The 17,121-nt window shown below is 65.7% G+C and carries 16 protein-coding genes; 9 read left to right on the forward strand and 7 right to left on the reverse strand.

Annotated elements, in window-relative coordinates; genetic code table 11:
• Positions 1 to 112: 112 nt before the first annotated feature.
• The 5 genes from AB7G19_RS06405 to AB7G19_RS06425 form a co-directional block, all read right to left on the reverse strand.
• Positions 113 to 1,456 carry a c-type cytochrome gene (locus AB7G19_RS06405; protein WP_085401789.1) on the reverse strand — a complete coding sequence of 448 codons (1,344 nt, stop codon included), beginning with the start codon at positions 1,454 to 1,456 and terminating at the stop codon, positions 113 to 115.
• On the reverse strand, positions 1,453 to 3,621 hold the full coding sequence (locus tag AB7G19_RS06410) for a xanthine dehydrogenase family protein molybdopterin-binding subunit (RefSeq protein WP_085401790.1): 2,169 nt from the start codon (positions 3,619 to 3,621) through the stop codon (positions 1,453 to 1,455). Before AB7G19_RS06410 ends, AB7G19_RS06405 begins: the two co-directional genes overlap by 4 nt.
• 8 nt (positions 3,622 to 3,629) lie before the next feature.
• Positions 3,630 to 4,094: a (2Fe-2S)-binding protein gene (locus AB7G19_RS06415; protein WP_201266187.1), complete on the reverse strand. Its 465-nt coding sequence runs from the start codon at positions 4,092 to 4,094 to the stop codon at positions 3,630 to 3,632.
• 699 nt (positions 4,095 to 4,793) lie between these two features.
• Complete coding sequence (locus AB7G19_RS06420) at positions 4,794 to 6,218, reverse strand: methyl-accepting chemotaxis protein (RefSeq protein WP_085401791.1); 1,425 nt, start codon at positions 6,216 to 6,218, stop codon at positions 4,794 to 4,796.
• A gap of 108 nt (positions 6,219 to 6,326) precedes the next feature.
• On the reverse strand, positions 6,327 to 8,075 hold the full coding sequence (locus tag AB7G19_RS06425) for a methyl-accepting chemotaxis protein (RefSeq protein ID WP_085401792.1): 1,749 nt from the start codon (positions 8,073 to 8,075) through the stop codon (positions 6,327 to 6,329).
• A 203-nt stretch (positions 8,076 to 8,278) separates the two neighbouring features.
• Here AB7G19_RS06425 and AB7G19_RS06430 point away from each other — a divergent pair, with 203 nt between their 5' ends.
• From AB7G19_RS06430 to AB7G19_RS06465, 8 genes are all read left to right on the forward strand, one after another.
• On the forward strand, positions 8,279 to 9,025 hold the full coding sequence (locus tag AB7G19_RS06430) for a YebC/PmpR family DNA-binding transcriptional regulator (protein WP_085401793.1): 747 nt from the start codon (positions 8,279 to 8,281) through the stop codon (positions 9,023 to 9,025).
• A gap of 235 nt (positions 9,026 to 9,260) precedes the next feature.
• Entirely contained in the window at positions 9,261 to 9,788 is a 528-nt protein-coding gene (ruvC, locus tag AB7G19_RS06435) for a crossover junction endodeoxyribonuclease RuvC (RefSeq protein ID WP_039156321.1), read from the forward strand.
• Positions 9,785 to 10,402 (forward strand): Holliday junction branch migration protein RuvA, encoded by a 618-nt coding sequence (gene ruvA / locus AB7G19_RS06440; RefSeq protein WP_063981036.1) that lies wholly within the window; start codon positions 9,785 to 9,787, stop codon positions 10,400 to 10,402. The genes ruvC and ruvA overlap by 4 nt, the downstream gene beginning before the upstream one ends.
• The gene (locus AB7G19_RS06445) at positions 10,399 to 10,929 is read left to right on the forward strand and encodes a hypothetical protein (protein WP_071916641.1); all 531 of its coding nucleotides are present in this window, start codon (positions 10,399 to 10,401) and stop codon (positions 10,927 to 10,929) included. The genes ruvA and AB7G19_RS06445 overlap by 4 nt, the downstream gene beginning before the upstream one ends.
• On the forward strand, positions 10,926 to 11,978 hold the full coding sequence (gene ruvB, locus AB7G19_RS06450; protein ID WP_085401794.1) for a Holliday junction branch migration DNA helicase RuvB: 1,053 nt from the start codon (positions 10,926 to 10,928) through the stop codon (positions 11,976 to 11,978). The genes AB7G19_RS06445 and ruvB overlap by 4 nt, the downstream gene beginning before the upstream one ends.
• A 150-nt stretch (positions 11,979 to 12,128) precedes the next feature.
• Positions 12,129 to 13,043 (forward strand): metallophosphoesterase, encoded by a 915-nt coding sequence (locus tag AB7G19_RS06455; RefSeq protein ID WP_085401795.1) that lies wholly within the window; start codon positions 12,129 to 12,131, stop codon positions 13,041 to 13,043.
• Positions 13,044 to 13,112: 69 nt separating this feature from the next.
• A complete protein-coding gene (ybgC, locus tag AB7G19_RS06460) occupies positions 13,113 to 13,562 on the forward strand; it encodes a tol-pal system-associated acyl-CoA thioesterase (protein ID WP_085401796.1) in 450 nt (149 codons plus the stop codon).
• A gap of 93 nt (positions 13,563 to 13,655) precedes the next feature.
• Positions 13,656 to 14,123, forward strand: coding sequence for a nuclear transport factor 2 family protein (locus AB7G19_RS06465; RefSeq protein ID WP_085401797.1), 468 nt, complete (start codon positions 13,656 to 13,658; stop codon positions 14,121 to 14,123).
• A gap of 209 nt (positions 14,124 to 14,332) precedes the next feature.
• Here the strand turns inward: AB7G19_RS06465 and AB7G19_RS06470 are convergent, their stop codons facing one another.
• Positions 14,333 to 15,046, reverse strand: coding sequence for a type 1 glutamine amidotransferase (locus AB7G19_RS06470; protein ID WP_085401798.1), 714 nt, complete (start codon positions 15,044 to 15,046; stop codon positions 14,333 to 14,335).
• Between the two features lie 29 nt (positions 15,047 to 15,075).
• Positions 15,076 to 16,002, reverse strand: a complete 927-nt coding sequence (locus AB7G19_RS06475; protein WP_085401799.1) for a LysR family transcriptional regulator — start codon at positions 16,000 to 16,002, stop codon at positions 15,076 to 15,078.
• A gap of 151 nt (positions 16,003 to 16,153) precedes the next feature.
• Between AB7G19_RS06475 and AB7G19_RS06480 the strand changes: the two genes are divergently transcribed.
• Positions 16,154 to 17,110 carry an N-carbamoyl-D-amino-acid hydrolase gene (locus AB7G19_RS06480; protein WP_085401843.1) on the forward strand — a complete coding sequence of 319 codons (957 nt, stop codon included), beginning with the start codon at positions 16,154 to 16,156 and terminating at the stop codon, positions 17,108 to 17,110.
• Positions 17,111 to 17,121 lie beyond the last annotated feature (11 nt).

A 17,121-nucleotide genomic window follows, 5' to 3' on the forward strand; every position in this document is an offset into this window, starting at 1 on the left:
ACCGAATCTTCGCCAAATCCCGCCCTGTGGGTATGGGTCCCGGATCTGCGCTTCGCTTGTCCGGGACGACGGCGGAGATTGGCGCGCGATCACGCGTCAATCTCGTCGTACACTACTCCGCCGTCTGCTCCCGCAGCTCCGCAACATCCTTCGCCGTCAGCTTCGAGCCCTTGGTGCCGAACCGTGCCGTGACGTAGTTCGCCACCGCCGCGATCTCGTCGTCGCTATACGCATCGCCGAATGCCGGCATCGAGAGAGCGCCATCCGGCGTATGCCGCTTGGTGCCCGAGAGTACGATCTGGGCGACGTTGGTGGCGGCCGGGTCGTTGACGGCCCAGGTGCCGGTCAGCGTCGCCATCGGCGAGACCGGGCTCTCGCCGCTCCAGCCGTGGCAGCTGGCGCAGGCGCTGGCGAACACCATCTTGCCGCGTGCGTCGGCCGTGACGCCGTCCTTGTGCGAGGCGGGCGCGACCGGCGCCGTGGTCGCAGGCAGGTCGGGCGAGGCCACCGGCGGCACGCTACGCAGATAGGCGACGACCGCGCGGATGTCTTCGGGAGCGAACTGGCTGAAGCTGCGATCGACCGCTTCGCCCATCGGACCCGAGGCCGAGCCGTGGCCCGGCGCGTGGCCGAGCGAGAGATACGAGATCAGGTCCTCGTCGCGCCAATTGCCGAGGCCGGTGGCCTTGTCGGAGGAGATGTTGAAAGCGCGCCAGCCGGCCGTGATCGCGCCGCCGAACTTCTTGCGGTTGTCGAGCGCAAAGCCGAGATTGCGCGGCGTGTGGCACTCGCCGCAATGCGCCAGCGCTTCGGCGAGATACGCACCTCTGTTCCACTCCGGGCTCTTCGAGGTATCCGGCGTAAAGCGCGTGTCCGGATTGAACACGGCCGACCAGAAGATCATCGCCCAGCGCTGGTTGAACGGGAACGACAGCGTGTTGTCGGGCGCTTTCGCGCGCACTGCCGGCAGGCTGAACAGATACGCCTTCACCGCCAGCACGTCCTCGTCCGTCATGTAGGTGTAGGACGTGTAGGGCATGGCCGGATAGAGCCGCGCGCCGTCATGACGCGTGCCGCGCTGGACAGCGTTGAGGAAATCCTGGTCGCTGTAATTGCCGATGCCGGTGTCCTTGTCCGGCGTGATGTTGGTCGAATAGAGCGTGCCGAACGGTAGCTTGAAGCCGAGCCCGCCGGAATATTCCTTCTCCCCGGGCTTGGTGTGGCAGACCATGCAGTCGGCCGCCTTCGCGAGATACTCGCCGCGCTCGACCACACTCGCTTTCTCCAGCTTGGCCGGTACGCCGGTCGGCTTGCCGGCGCGATAATCCGCCAGCGCCACTTTGGTGCCGCCGGCGAAGTCGAGCGGACCGGGCCCGCGGATGATCCAGACGCCGAGCGCCGCCACCACGATGGCGATCACGACCAGGCTTGTGAGGATACGCATCTTGCCGCTCATGCCTTCTTCCCCACAGCCAGAAGTTTCCGGTCGATCGGCAGGCGCCGCAGCGCCACGCCGGTTGCGGCGTAGATCGCGTTGCGCAGCGCCGGTGGTCCGGCATTGACGCCGGCTTCGCCGATGCCGCCGGGCGCTTCGCCGCTCTTGACCACGATGACCTCGATCTTCGGCGTCTCGTTGATGCGCATCATGCGGTAGTCGTGGAAGTTCGACTGCTGCACGCGGCCCTTGTCGATGGTGATCTCGCCATAGAGCGCGGCCGTGAGGCCGAAGATCAGCCCGCCCTCGATCTGCGCCTTCACCGTATCGGGGTTGACCGCAATGCCGGTGTCGACCACCGAGGTGATGCGGCGCAGCGTGATCTCGCCGATGTCGTCGATCTCGGCTTCCACAACAGTTGCGAGGAAGCTCGCAAACGATGGCTGCAGGCAGACGCCACGTCCAACGCGGGCCGGCAGCGGTTGGCCCCAGCCGGATTTCTCCGCGGCAAGGTTGAGCACCGCGAGCGCACGCGGAGTCTTGGTCAGCATCGACCTTCGGAATTCGACCGGATCCTTGCCGGCCTTGCGCGCAAGTTCGTCCAGCGCGCATTCGAACGCGAACACATTGTTGTTCGGGCCGACACCGCGCCAGAAGCCGGTCGGCACAGCCGGTGGCTCGGCACGGACATATTCGACGTGGAAGTTGGGAAAGTCGTAGGGCGTCTCCACGGCGGCGTCGACCGCGTCGATATCGACGCCCTTCTGGAACGCTGGCGGCAGCCAGCGGGCAATCACCGCAGAACCTGCGATCTTGTACTTCCAGGCCGCCACCTTGCCGTCGACCAGGGTCGCATTGACCTGGTCGCGATAGACCGGGCGGTAGACGTCGTGCTGGATGTCCTCCTCGCGGGTCCATATCACCTTGACGGGATAGTCGACCTGCTTGGCGATCTTGACCGCCGCAACCACCATGTCGGGTTCGAGCTTGCGGCCGAAACCGCCGCCGAGCAGGTGCTGGTTGACGATCACCTTCTCGACGGGAAGGCCGGCGGCCTTCGCCGCCTCCGACTGCACGCGCGTCATGATTTGTGTGCCGGTCCAGATCTCGCAGGCATCCGGCCTGACGTGAACGGTGGCGTTGATCGGCTCCATCGAGGCATGCGCGAGGAACGGCAGTTCGAAGCTCGCCTCGAACTTGTCTCCGCTGGCAAGCCCCTTGGCGATGTCGCCGACGGATTTCGCGATCGCGCCATCCTTCTCGCTGGCCTTGCGTAAATCGTCCCAGATGTCCTTGGTGGAGATCTTGGCGTTCGGTCCTTCGTTCCACTCGATCTTGAGCGCTTCGAGACCCTTCTTGGCCGCCCACATGTGATCGCCGATCACGGCGACGGCGTCGTCGAGCACGACGACCTTGCGCACGCCGGCGACTTTCATCGCTGCGCTGTCATCGACCTTGCCGACCTTGCCGCCGAACACCGGGCAATTGGCGATCGCGGCAATCTTCATGTTGGGCAGGATCGCGTCGATGCCGTAGACGACTTTGCCGTTGACCTTGTCCGGTGTATCCAGCCGCTTCAGCGGTTGGCCTATGAGGACGAAGTCCTTGGGGTCCTTGACCGGGACATCCTTCGGAGGTGTCTGGCTCTGTGCCGCCAGCGCGAGCTCACCATAGCCGAGCTTGCGGCCGCTTGCCGCATGGATGACTTCGCCCTTGGACGTCGTGCAACTCGCTGGCTCGACCTGCCATTGCGCGGCGGCGGCCTGCACCAGCATCGCGCGCGCGCTGGCACCCGCTTCGCGTAGCGGCTTCCACCAGGCGCGGATCGACGTCGAACCACCCGTCGCCTGCAGTCCGAAGGCGGGATTGGCGTAGAACTTGTCGTTTGGCGGCGCGTGCAACGCCCCGACCTTTGCCCAATCGGCGTCGAGCTCTTCGGCCAGAACCATCGAGATCGAGGTGTAGATGCCCTGACCCATCTCCACCTGCGGCATGATCAGCGTGGTCTGGCCGGTCTCGTCGATACGGATGAAGGCGTTGGGCGCGAACTTGCCGTCGGTCGTATCCCTCGGCTGCTCCGGCTCGTTGACGGCGGCCCGCAGGGGCAGGTGAAAGGCGAGCAGGAAACCGGTCGCGAGACCGCTGGTCAGAAGCGTGCGGCGGGAGAGGCTGTTGTGTGCATTCATGGCGGACCTCACGACTGCCGGCCGGAGGCCGCCTGCTTGATGGCCTCGCGGATGCGGACATAGGTGCCGCAGCGGCAGATGTTGCCAGCCATCGCGGCGTCGATGTCGGAATCATCCGGATGAGAGGTGGTTGCCAGTAGAGCGGCGGCCGCCATGATCTGGCCGGATTGGCAATAGCCGCACTGGACCACCTCGAGATCGAGCCAGGCTTTCTGCACCTTCGCGCCTGCGGGCGTATTGCCGACATGTTCGATGGTGGTGATGGCGCGGTTCGCAACCGCGCTGACCGGCAGGACGCAGGAGCGCACGGCCTTGCCGTCCACATGCACCGTGCAGGCACCGCATTGCGCGATGCCGCAGCCGAATTTCGTGCCCGTCATTCCGAGGATGTCGCGCAGCACCCACAGCAGCGGCATTTCCGGCGGCGCGTCGAACGATTTGGTTTCGCCGTTGATGGTGAGAGTTGTTGCCATAAGCATCCCCTTGCTCGCTTGATCGCTTGCGGCGATCTCGTCGGCGAATTCGTGCGCGACAATAATCATACTGATGCGAAACGATGAAGCGCCAGAATTTCCGGCGATGCATATTTGCGCTGCCGACGCGTCAGGCCATGACGTTCACGAATTTGTGCGGCGATCGCTGCAGCGGAATTGGGCTAATTGATATGATAATCGTCATGTTGTGACGCATTTTCGTCGTACGCATCGTTGATCGCCGCAGATGATCGTGCGAATGCGGAAAATCATGCGATGACGAAATTCGTGCGATTGGGAAAGTCGGACGACGAGTCTGGCGGGATCAGTCCCAGCGGCTCATTGCTGTGCCCTCTCCCCTTGTGGGAGAGGGCAGCGACGCCGGTAGACGCAGACTCAATCGGGTGAGGGGTCCGTCTCCGCGTATGATGCTCTCTCATTCCGAAGCAGCCTCGTCCGCCGATAGAGACCCCTCATGCGGCGCTTCGCGCCACCTTCTCCCACAAGGGGAGAAGGGAAGAGGAGGAGATGGGAATTTCGGAATAGTAGTATTGTGCGCCTGTTTTGCCCGACGAGTCAAACTGCGTCTCAAACTGCGTCCTGGCCTGCCGGCGTAAGCCATTGATTCCCCACGCCCCGGTTACTGTGCATGGGGTTGTTTTCCAGATTTTTGATTCAGGGTCGTAGGCGCGGCGGGCGTCAGCTCTGCCGAAAACCCATCCGGAAGGCGCCCCAGTGCTTGCCGCGGATCACGATCGGCGAGGACAAATCCTTCATCAGCACGAACTGCCCGCCGCCCATGTCGCGGCGATAGGTCTGGAGCAGGAACGGTTTTGTGTTGGCCGCGACCTTCTTCACCGCGCGGTCGCTGAACAGGCGGCGGTTGCGGCAATTGGCGTTGTTCCAGACGGGGTCCTTGCCCTGCGGCAGGCGGTAGTTCGGGTTGTGGGTCGGCAGATAGCCGCCCTTGGCCCAGGCGACGCAGAACACGATGCGGGGGTCTGACTTCTGGATCGGGTCCTGGATGGCGGGCAGCACGCGGTCGGTGAAGTCGACGTAGTTGGTCTTGTATTGCTTGGGATCGGTGCCGGGGATTTCCCGGTAGGTCTCGTCCATGAGCTGGTCGAGCGTGATCTCGCCGCGGTCGATTGCGGCCTCGAACTCGTCCGAGATCCGCTTTGCGGTCGCGACGACGACGCGGATCAGCGGCGCATCCGATGTCTCCACGCCGCTGTCGGCGATCATCGCGATCAGCGCTTCGGACGTGTCGAGCAGTTTTGTCACGCGCTGATCGGCGTTCTTGAGATCGCGCGAGGACAGGTCGACGCCCTTGGCGAGCTCGTTGAGCTCGCTGATGACCGTGTCGCAATGGCCGAGATTGGAGGTCGCGGCGCGCGTGACGCTGTCGATCTCCGCCTCCACCGAGGCAAAACCCTGCTGGACCCGCGAGATGATGCCGGAGATCTGCTGGGCGCCTTCGCCGGCAGTCTTGGCGCGTTGCGAGGCGTCGCTGCTCTCGCCGATCAGGCCTTCGATCTGGCCGTCGAGATCGCGCACGGTGTCGGAGATCTGATGCGTGGCCGCACGGGTAGCCTCCGCGAGATTCTTGACCTCGCTTGCCACCACCGCAAATCCGCGGCCGGCATTGCCGGCGCGGGCCGCTTCGATGGTGGCGTTGAGCGCGAGCAAGTTGGTCTGCTTGGCGATCGCCTCGATCGAGCCGGACACTTTTGCCACCTGCGCCAGCGCCGAGCCGACGGCGCTCAAGCGCGCCTCGATCCGCTCCACGGCTGCGACGAGCTCGGAGATGTGGCTGACCGCGGTGTCGACCGCGCCGCGCGACTGCGCGATCTCGCCGACCGCCGCCGATGCGGTCGATTGCACCGCCTGCGATGCGTTGGCGATATCGTGATTGGCCGAGACCATGGTCTCGGCCGTCTCCTGGAGATGATGGAACCGTTCGGACTGGTTCGCGACGCGGTTTGCGACTTCCTGGACGTTGCCGGCGATGTCGGCGAGCTCGACGCCGAGGCCGCCGATGCGGTCGGCGAGCTGGTCGATCAGACGTTCGGCAAGTGTCCGGTTGGAGCCGGTGTCCAGGACTGCAAGTTGTGCGACGGACATGTTTTGAGAGTCCTCCAGTCAGAGCCGTTCGCCGGCCCTCCGCGGCATTCCCATTCCAATTCCAGCCTTAAAGGATGATTCGCGGCCGGCGTCTTGCCTGAGCGTGCACTACAGCTTGTAAGCCGTGCGGAATCCGCCCCAGTGCCGGCCCTGGACGCGGATCGGAACGTCGATCTCGCGCATCATCACGGTGTTGCCGTTGCCCATGTCGCGCGCATAGCTCTGGACCAGGTACGAGCGCAGGTTGCGCGCGGCGGCGAGCCCCGCCGGATCGTTGAAGATCCGCCGGTTGCGGCTGTTGGCAGTGTTCCAGGCGGTGTCGCCCGGCCGCTGCGGATGCGAATAGATCTTGTTGTGCACCGGCAGGAAGCCGTTGCGGTCGACCATGGCGCAGAACGCCATGCGCGGTTCCTTGGCGAGAAAGGCTTCCTGGAACGGCTGCAGCGCGCGGTCGGCCCAGTCCAGATATCTGGTGCGGTATTGCTGCGGATTGGTGCCGGCGATCTCCGCATAATCGGTGTCGAAGAGGTCGTCGATCTTGACCTCGCCGCGCGCGACCGCCTGCTCGAAAATCCGGGTCAGCGCGGTGCCGGCTTCCATGGCGCGGGTGACGAACTCGGTGCTCTCCTCGTGGATCGACCAGAGCCTGTCTTCGATCTTCTCGCTGAGATCGGCGTTCGGGCTGACGAATTGCGCGCGGGCGCCGGCCTTGGACTGCTCGATCACGCGCAGGCGGCAGGCACCGACGCCTTCGAGGGTACCGTCGACGACGGCCTGCGTGGCAAGCTTCGCCGCCTCCGCGCCGCCGATCAGCACGCCATCCATCGCGATCTCGTAGACCTGCAACACGCCGCGCGCGGCTTCGAACTTGAGATGGCAGGGCAGCCGCTCGGTCTTGCGGCGGTCGTCGTGCTCGCTCTGGCGCAGCAGCACCGCACAGCGCGATTTCAGCTTGCGCGCGAAGGTGGTGACGGCCTTGCCGGCGCTGGCGACGTTCTCGCCGTGGGTCTCGGCCGCCTTGGTCGCGGCGTCGATCTCGGCCGCGCTCTCGCCGACCGAGATGATGAACTGCGATGCGCTGGCCGCGTTGCCGGACACCTCGCTGGTGGTGGCATTCTGCTCGGCGACCGCGCCGTTGACGGTGTCGAACACCGGGCGGATCGCCTCGATCGCCTGCGCGATGCGATGCACGGCGTCGGCCGAGCCGGCGGCGTCGCGCTGGAGCGCGTCGATCTTCCTGGTGATCTCCTCCGTCGCGCCCTGGGTCTGCACCGCGAGCGCCTTCACTTCGGTGGCTACGACCGCAAAGCCCTTGCCGGCCGCACCCGCACGCGCGGCCTCGATGGTGGAGTTGAGCGCGAGCAGCGTCGTCTGCCGCGCGATCTGCGCGATCAGATTGACGACGTTGCCGATGGCGGCGGAGGATTCACGCAGGCGGTCAACGTTGGCGCGGGCTTCCTGCGCTGCGGCGCTGGCTTCGTCGGCGAGCTTGGCGGCCTCGCGCACCTGCGCGCCGATGCCTTGCGCGGACTGGGTGAACTTGTCGGCGGCATGGGCGAAGGTTGAGGCGTTCGACTGCGCCGCATTGGTGCGACCGGTGAGGGCGTCGGTGCGCTCGCGAATATCCGCGAGCGTTGCCGCGGTCGCCTCCGCGCCGCCGGCGACCGAGTTGGCGGCCCGCTCGAGCTGGCGGATCATGGCGCCGAGCTCGAGTTCCAGCAGTTCCAGGATTTCCCTGGCGGAATCGCCCTCGGCCGACAGGGCAGGCGCGGGATCGACCGGCGACGGCGCGGCCTGCGGGGGTGCCACGGGCGCGGACAAGTCGGGCAGACGCTTCCGAAACAATGCGAACGCCATCAGGTCACTCTTGTCGGGGAACGGGCGGTTGCTATTTTCGCAGGCCGGAATGAAATCAGGGTTAACGGTGCCTGGCTCCTAGGCACGGGGCACTACGGTATTACCTTAAAGTCGTAGAGCCTCTTTCATTCCGGTGGGTTGGCGGCCTATAAGGCCGCGCTTCCCACGCTCACCTTTGGCGCACGATTCCTTACGAGACACGCATGGCCGGACATTCCCAATTCAAGAACATCATGCACCGCAAGGGGCGGCAGGATGCCCAGAAGTCGAAGCTGTTCGGCAAGCTGGCGCGGGAAATCACCGTCGCGGCCAAGCTGGGCACGCCCGACCCCAACATGAACCCGCGCCTGCGCGCCGCCATCATCGCGGCGCGCCAGGAGAACATGCCGAAGGACAATATCGAGCGCGCCGTCAAGAAGGCGCTCGGCAATGAGGGCGAGAACTATGACGAGATCCGCTACGAGGGTTACGGCCCCGGCGGCGTCGCCGTCATCGTCGAGGCGCTGACCGACAACCGCAACCGCGCCGCCTCCGACATCCGCTCCTTCTTCACCAAATCGGGCGGCAATCTCGGCGAAACCGGCTCGGTCTCCTTCATGTTCGACCGCACCGGCATCATCGAATACGACCGCAGCGTCGCCTCCGACGACGCGGTGCTGGATGCCGCGATCGAGGCCGGCGCCGACGACGTGGTATCGAGCGAAGGCGGACACGAGATCTACGCCTCGACCGAAGGCTATCGCGACGTCGCCAAGGCGCTGGAAGCCAAGTTCGGCGAGCCGCGCAAGGCTGCGCTGATCTGGAAGCCGCAGAATACGGTCGCGGTCGACGACGAGACCGGCGAGAAGCTCCTGAAGCTGATGGATCTGCTCAACGAGCACGACGACGTCCAGCACGTCTACGCCAATTTCGAGATGTCGGACGCGCTGTTGGCGAAGATGGGCGGCTGAGGTCGCTAATCCCAATCTCCGCTGTCGTCGCCCGGCTTGACCGGGCGACCCAGTATTCCAGAGACGCCAGAAGGATACGGAGAAGCCGCGGCGTACTGGATACCCCGCTTTCGCGGGGTATGACCGCGTGCCTTGTGGTCGTCATCGCGGGCGCCCAATCGCGACACCCCACTTCCCCTGTTACTTCCGTTCTGTTTCTGTTTCCCCCACCGCAGCCAGCCGCTATCACTGGCCCATGACTGCGCTCCCGATTCGTGGCCCCGTTCGCATCATCGGCATCGACCCCGGCCTGCGCCGCACCGGCTGGGGCGTGATCGAGGCCGAGGGCAATCGCCTGATCTACGTCGCCTGCGGCTCGGTGGAACCGCCGGACGATTTGCCGCTGGCGAGCCGGCTGCTCGCGATCCATGAGGGGCTTGCCGCTGTCCTGTCCGGTCACAAGCCGATGGAAGCCGCGGTCGAGCAGACCTTTGTGAACAAGGACGGCGTCGCGACGCTGAAGCTCGGCCAGGCCCGCGGCGTCGCCATGCTGGCGCCCGCGATGTTCGGCATTACTGTCGCCGAATACGCACCGAACCAAGTCAAGAAGACGGTGGTCGGCGCCGGCCACGCCGACAAGCACCAGATCGCGATGATGCTGAAGATTTTGCTGCCGAAAGCCGAGCCGCCGTCAGCGGACGCCGCCGACGCGCTCGCCATCGCCATTACCCACGCCCATCATCGCCAAAGCACGGCGCTCAGGCTGAAGGTGGCGGGCTTATGATCGGCAAGCTCAAGGGCCTGATCGATTCCTACGGCGAGGATTATGTGCTCCTCGACGTCGGCGGGGTCGGCTATCAGGTGCATTGCTCGGCCCGCACGCTGCAGCATCTGCCCTCGCCCGGCGAGGCCGCGGTGCTGTCGATCGAGACTTACGTCCGCGAGGACCAGATAAAGCTGTTCGGCTTCCGCACCGACCAGGAGCGCGAATGGTTTCGCCTGCTCCAGACCGTGCAGGGCGTCGGCGCCAAGGTCGCGCTCGCCGTGCTCGGCACGCTGGCGCCTTCCGACCTCGCCAACGCGATTGCGCTGCGCGACAAGGCCGCGGTGGCACGCACGCCGGGCGTCGGCCCCAAGGTTGCCGAGCGCATCGTTACCGAGCTGAAGGACAAGGCGCCTGCTTTCGCCAATGTCGATCCCGCCGTCGTGCATCTCGCCGGCGCCGTCGACGACCAGCGCGCGCCGCGCCCGGTGGCAGATGCGATCTCTGCGCTGGTCAATCTCGGCTACGGCCAGCCGCAGGCGGCTGCCGCTATTGCATCCGCATCGCGCAGCGCGGGCGAGAGCGCCGAGACCGCGCAACTCATCCGGCTAGGCCTGAAGGAGCTGTCGAAGTGAGCGCGGCCCACGCCAATCCCGTCGCCGCCCTGTTTCGTCGCCTTTCGCGCGTGGCCGGTATCGTCGTGATTTTCTCCATTGTCGGGCCGCTGACGACCGCCGCGTTGGTTGCTGTGACGGTAACGGCGCTCGGCGCCGCGGTGCTGCAGATGTTTCTCGTGTTCCTCGAACTGGAAGCACTGCGTGCTCTGGTTTCGATCGCGGTCGTGCTGTTGGCCATCGTCACGATTCTCGCCTCGTTCCTTCCTGCAGTCGTCGCCGGCCTGATATTTGCGTTGGCGGCGGTCTACGCCGATCTCAACATGATCTGGATGGCGTGGCTCGCCGCGGCCGTGGGCGCGGCCGGCTTCGTCATGGTTGGCATGTTCGTCGTGCCCTCCGAAACCTCGGCGGTGATCGTGCCGAGTGTCCGTTCCGCGCCCGAGGCGCTGAAGCTTTCGGCGATGCTCGCCGTCGTCGCCGTCATTCCGGCCAGCCTGTGCTGGTGGCTCGCGAAACCGCTGCATCGTGTTATCCTGCCCGCATGACCACTCCCCCACGCATCGTCACGCCCGAGCGCCGCTCCGATGACGTCGGCGACACCGCGCTACGTCCGCAATCGCTGTCCGACTTCGTCGGCCAGCAGCAGGCGCGCAAGAACCTCTCGATCTTCATCGAGGCGGCGCGCAAGCGCGGCGAGGCGCTGGATCACGTGCTGTTCGTAGGCCCCCCTGGCCTCGGCAAGACCACGCTGGCGCAGATCGTCGCCAAGGAGCTCGGCGTCGGCTTTCGCGCCACCTCGGGTCCGGTGATCGCCAAGGCCGGCGATCTCGCCGCACTCCTCACCAACCTCGAAGAGCGCGACGTGCTCTTCATCGACGAGATCCATCGCCTGAGCCCGGCGGTGGAAGAGGTGCTCTATCCCGCGATGGAGGACTTTCAGCTCGACCTGATCATCGGCGAGGGCCCGGCGGCACGCTCGGTGAAGATCGAGCTGTCGAAATTCACGCTCGTCGGCGCTACCACGCGCGCCGGCCTCCTCACCAATCCCTTGCGCGACCGCTTCGGCATCCCGGTCCGGCTCAATTTTTACACCATCGAAGAGCTGGAAAGCATCGTCACCCGCGGCGCGCGCGTGCTCAATGTCGGCATGAGCGCCGACGGTGCCAACGAGATCGCGCGCCGCGCCCGCGGCACGCCGCGCATCGCCGGCCGCCTGTTGCGGCGCGTGCGCGATTTCGCCTCCGCCGCCGATGCCGCCTCGATCGACCGCAAGATCGCCGACCACGCGCTGAGCGCGCTCGAGGTCGACGCCGCGGGCCTTGACGCCATGGACCGCCGCTACCTCACGACCATCGCGCAGAACTATGGCGGCGGCCCGGTCGGCGTCGAGACGATGGCCGCCGCGCTGTCCGAGCCGCGCGATGCGATCGAGGACATCATCGAGCCTTATCTCATTCAGTGCGGCTATCTCCAGCGCACCCCGCGCGGCCGCCTGCTCACCTCGCACGCCTTCCGCCATCTCGGCATCGCCGAGCCCTCGCGCGATGCCGCGGCACAGTTCGGCCTGTTCGGCACGGACGAGAGCGACGACTGATTGCGTTGATGCAAGGTGCGTCGGTTGTCATGAACTTCCGGTAACCTTTGTGCAAACGGTCTGCACGCGAATGCAGGCCGTCTGCACGAGCGGACCCCAATTCCGCTCCAATCGGACCGCATCACAAAGCTGCATCACCATCGGGCTTCCATGATCACGCGTCGTCATCTCATCCGTTCCATCGGCGGCCTGTCCGCGCTCGGCGTCTCGACCGCGGCCTATGGCGTCGGCATCGAGCCGCTGCGGCTCCGCGTCACCCGTTATCACCCGACCCCGCGGCAATGGCCGGCGGATTTTCCGCTCAAGATCGCCATCGTCACCGACATTCATGCCTGCGATCCCTGGATGTCGCTGGAGCGGATCGAGGGCATCGTCGATCGCACCAATGCGCTCAACGCCGATGTCATCGTGTTGCTCGGCGACTATGTCGCGGGTGTTCACCAGGTCACGCGCATCATTCCGTCGAGCGAATGGGCCAAGGTGCTCGCGGGCCTCAAGGCACCGCTCGGCGTCCATGCCGTCATGGGCAATCACGACTATTGGGTGGACAGGGCCGTGCAGCAGGCCGGGCACGGGCCGACAGCCGCCCATCGCGCGCTGGAGGCGGCCGGTATTCCCGTCTACGAGAACGACGTCGTGCGTCTCACCAAGGACGGACGCTCCTTCTGGCTCGCGGGCCTCGGCGATCAGCTCGCCTACTATCCCGCGAAGCGCTATGGCCGCGTGCACCGGCTTGGCGCCGACGATCTCGCGGGTACGCTGGCGAAGGTCACCGACGATGCGCCGGTCATCTTGCTCGCGCACGAGCCCAATATCGCGCCGCTCGTACCCGCGCGCGTCGCGCTGCAACTGTCCGGCCATACCCATGGCGGCCAGGTCCGCCTGTTCGGCTGGTCGCCGGCTGTTTCGCCTCAGCACGGCCTGCGGCTCGCCTATGGTCACTTCCGGCTGAAATGCGACGTCATCGTCTCCGGCGGCCTCGGTTGCAGCATCATGCCGGTCCGCGTCGGCGTGCCGCCGGAAATCGTCGAGGTGACGCTGGGAAGGACGCCGGCCGTGGCATAACCTGCGCTTGCGCGGCCGGCTGTTTTTGCGCAAAACGGACCGGTTGCAAAAAGCGAAGAGGCTCGCGACGTGACAGCCCATCTCGACGGCGAGATCCGCGACGGCCGCCATCACATGCAGGTCCGCGTCTACTACGAGGATACGGACTTCTCCGGCATCGTCTATCACGCCAATTATCTCCGATACATGGAGCGCGGGCGCACCAACCATCTGCGGCTGATGGGCGCCGAGCAGCAGGCGCTGTTCGACCAGGTCGAAACAGAGGGCGCGGGCTTTGCCTTCGTGGTGCGCTCGATGCATCTGGACTTTCTGAAGCCCGCGCGGATGGACGACGTGCTCGACGTCGTGACGTGGCCGGTTGCGGTGAAGGGCGCCTCCATCATGCTGGCGCAGGAGGTGCGGCGAGCCGAGGACGTGCTGGTGAAGGCCGAGGTGCGCGTCGCCTTCATCAGCGGCGGCCGCGCCCAGCCGATCCCGAAATCGATCCGGTCATTGATGAGGGCCGATCTGATTTCCTGATCACCCGATAAGTGATCGGCCGATAGGTGATGGCCTATCGACTCCAGCAATTGCAGCGATAGATTGCGGCCCGGACCAACCGATGAGGCCACCATGTCGCGCCCGCCACTTCCACCCTTCACCCGTGAGACCGCCGCGCAAAAGGCGCGCATGGCCGAGGACGCGTGGAATTCGCGCGATCCGGTGAAAGTCTCGCTCGCCTATACCGAGGACAGCCGCTGGCGCAACCGCTCCGAGGTCTTTCAGGGCCGGGAGGCCATCGTCGCGTTCCTCACCCGCAAATGGGAGAAGGAGCACGACTACCGCCTGATCAAGGACCTCTGGGCCTTCGACGGCAACCACATCGCGGTACGCTTCCAGTACGAATGGCACGATGCGGGCGGCCAGTGGTATCGCTCCTACGGCAACGAGCAGTGGGAGTTCGACGAGCACGGGCTGATGCGGCGGCGCGAGGCGTCGATCAACGATATCGCGATTGCCGAGAAGGACCGCCGGTTTCACTGGCCGGCGCCGGGACCGCGGCCGGCGGATGTGCCGGGGCTGGGGACGGATCCGTTCTGAGGCTTGCGGAGATAGTGCAGCGAGCACGCTGCACCCTCTCCCCCCGTGGGAGAGGGTGGCTCGCCGCGCAGCGGCGAGACGGGTGAGGGGTCTCCCTCCGCGAGTCCGACTCTTATTGAGTGCGCTGAGGCAACCCCTCATCCGGCGCTTCGCGCCACCTTCTCCCGCAAGGGGAGAAGGGAAGAGGTGCGCGTGGCGAGGACCTTGAATTAAGGCGCCGCGCGCCGCGCCAAAAACCGCGTGATTGCCGCACCCAGCTTCGCGTTGTCCATCGGCTCCGCCAGCGACTCCCTCGCGGTCGCAACGACATCCTCCGGCGCCTTGCCGTCGCGGAGCTCGCAGCACACTTGCGCAAACTCCACGTCGAATTCCGGATGCGGCTGCACGGTCAGCGTGGTGCCGTTGGCGTAGAGCAGGCCGGCATGCGGGGTGAATTCGGACGAGAGGATCGTCAGCGCATCGCTGGGCGGCTCGACCACCTGGTCCTGATGCGAGGCGGCGATCGCAACCGCTTTGCCGTCGACGACGCCGTTCTCCGGCAGCACCTGATAGACGTGGCGGCCGATGCCCCAGCCCTTCTCCGACTTCTGCACGGTGCCGCCGAGCGCCTGCGCGATCAGCTGATGGCCGAAGCAGACACCGACCATCGGCGTCTTGTTGGCGTAAGCCGTGCGCACGAAATCTTCCAGCGGCGCGATCCAGTCGAGCCCGTCATAGACACCGGCGGCAGCACCGGTGATCAGCACGGCCTCGAGCTTGCTCGGGTCGGGGAGTGCGTCGCCATTGGGGATGCTGACGACGTCCACCGTGGCGGTCGGATCCTCGGCGCGGACCATGCGCTCGAACATGTCGGGAAACGAGCCGTGCTGCTCGCGGTACTTCTGCGGGACCTGTCCGGTCTCGATGATGGTGATGCGTGCCATGTGCCCCCCGGGTCAAAAGGTTGCGAAGCTCAGTCGCTTTCTGCCCCATGTTGCTGGTGTGGCGCTGGGCGCGCCAGCAGTGCGCTCTCTTTCCGGACCTCGTTGAGAAACGCCTTGGCCAGGCGCGACAGCGGCTCGGCTTCCGACCATAGCATATAGGCGACGGCGTGCGTCGTGGGCGTGAACGGCCGCACCACGAGGCCGCTGCCGCCGTTCTGTCGCGGCGAGAACGGATCGACCACGGCGGCGCCGACGCCGGCGGCGGCGAGCACGCAAGCCGTGTTGCAGTAGCGGACCTCGACGGTCGGCTGGAACGGCGCACCGGCGCGGGCAAAGCTGTCGCGCACGGCCTCACCGAGGCGCGTACCGCGCTCGAGCCCGATGAAGGGCATGCCGGAGAGATCGGCGGCCGAGATCACCGGCTTGTCGGCAAGCGGATGCCGCGGCGGCAGCACACAGACCATCTCGCCGGTGTGCACCACCTCATGCGCGATGCCGGGATGATGCGTCAGCCCCAGCGCGAAACCGAGCTCGGCGACGCGGCTGAGCACGCCCTCGATGATGCCCTCATAGCGCCGCACGTCGAAGAACACGCGCGTCTCAGGGCGGCGGCGAAGGAAGCTTGAGAGCGCCGACGGGATGATGCTGTAGGCCAGCGGCGGCGTCGCGACGAGCGCGAGATGCCCGGAGCGGTTCTCGCGCAGATCGCGGACGCGGTTCTCGAGCTTGGCGTGCAGCGCGAAGATCGCTTCGCTCTCCTTGTAGAGCGCCATCGCCTCCGCGGTCGGAAACAGCCGGTTGTTGACGCGCTCGAACAGCGCAAAGCCCGCCTGCGCCTCCATCGTCTTCAGCGCGTTGCTGACCGCCGGCTGCGACAGCGCCAGCTCGTCCGCCGCCGCCACCGTGGTGCGATGGCGGATGACGGCACGCAGGATCTCGAGCTGACGCAGGTTCATATCACTGCCGATTATACTCTGGGCCAAAACATCATAGCAGAACGAATTGATTTTGCAGCCCCGCTTCCGCGTAATGGTCGCGGATTTGCACGTCGCATCAAAGGGTTCATTCGCCCATTGAGGCAGCACTGCGCACATATTGGAGGCAATCTTGGTTCGTGTCCTTCGCGCCGCCGCCGCACAGATGGGGCCGACGCAAAAAGCCGATACGCGCGAGCATACGCTGGCGCGTATGCTCGACTTGCTGGAGCAGGCCGCCGGTCGCGGCGCCAGCCTCGTGGTGTTTCCCGAGCTTGCCTTCACCACCTTCTTCCCGCGCTGGCTGCTCGAAGGCGACGCGCTCGACCATTACTTCGAGCGCGGCATGCCGAACCCGGCGGTGGCAAAGCTGTTCGACCGTGCGCGCGCGCTGCGTGTCGGCTTCTATGTCGGCTATGCCGAGCTGACGCCGGACGGTCGACGTTATAATTGCGCGATCCTGGTCGATCGCGATGGCGAGATCCTCGGCCGCTATCGCAAGGTGCATCTGCCGGGCTCGGTCGAGCCGCGCGAAGGCGCGCGCTACCAGCAGCTCGAGAAGCGCTATTTCGAATATGGCGACCTCGGCTTCCCCGCCTTCCGCGCCGGATCGGCCTGGGCCCACGCCATCATGGGCATGATGATCTGCAACGACCGCCGCTGGCCGGAATCCTGGCGCGTGCTCGGCCTGCAAGGCGTCGAGCTGGTCTGCATCGGTTACAATTCGGCGGCCTATGACCCCAACGGCGGCATCACCGAAGACGCGTCCTTGCGCACCTTCCACTCGACACTGGTGACACAGGCCAACGCCTACATGAACGCGACCTGGGCGATCTCGGTGGCGAAGGCGGGTGAGGAGGACGGCTCCGGGTTGATCGGCGGCTCCTGCATCGTCGATCCCAACGGCCGCATCGTCGCGCAAGCCCAGACTTTGGCCGACGAGGTAATCGTCGCCGATATCGATCTCGATCTCTGCCGCCAGGGCAAGGACAAGATGTTCAACTTCGCCGCCCACCGGCGGCCGGAGCAATACAGGGTGATCACCGAACGCGCCGGCGTCATCGAGCCGGCCGTTCTCGACGCGGACTGACTGGCACGGCG

Source organism: Bradyrhizobium sp. 215_C5_N1_1, assembly GCF_052075935.1.
GTDB lineage: Bacteria > Pseudomonadota > Alphaproteobacteria > Rhizobiales > Xanthobacteraceae > Bradyrhizobium > Bradyrhizobium barranii.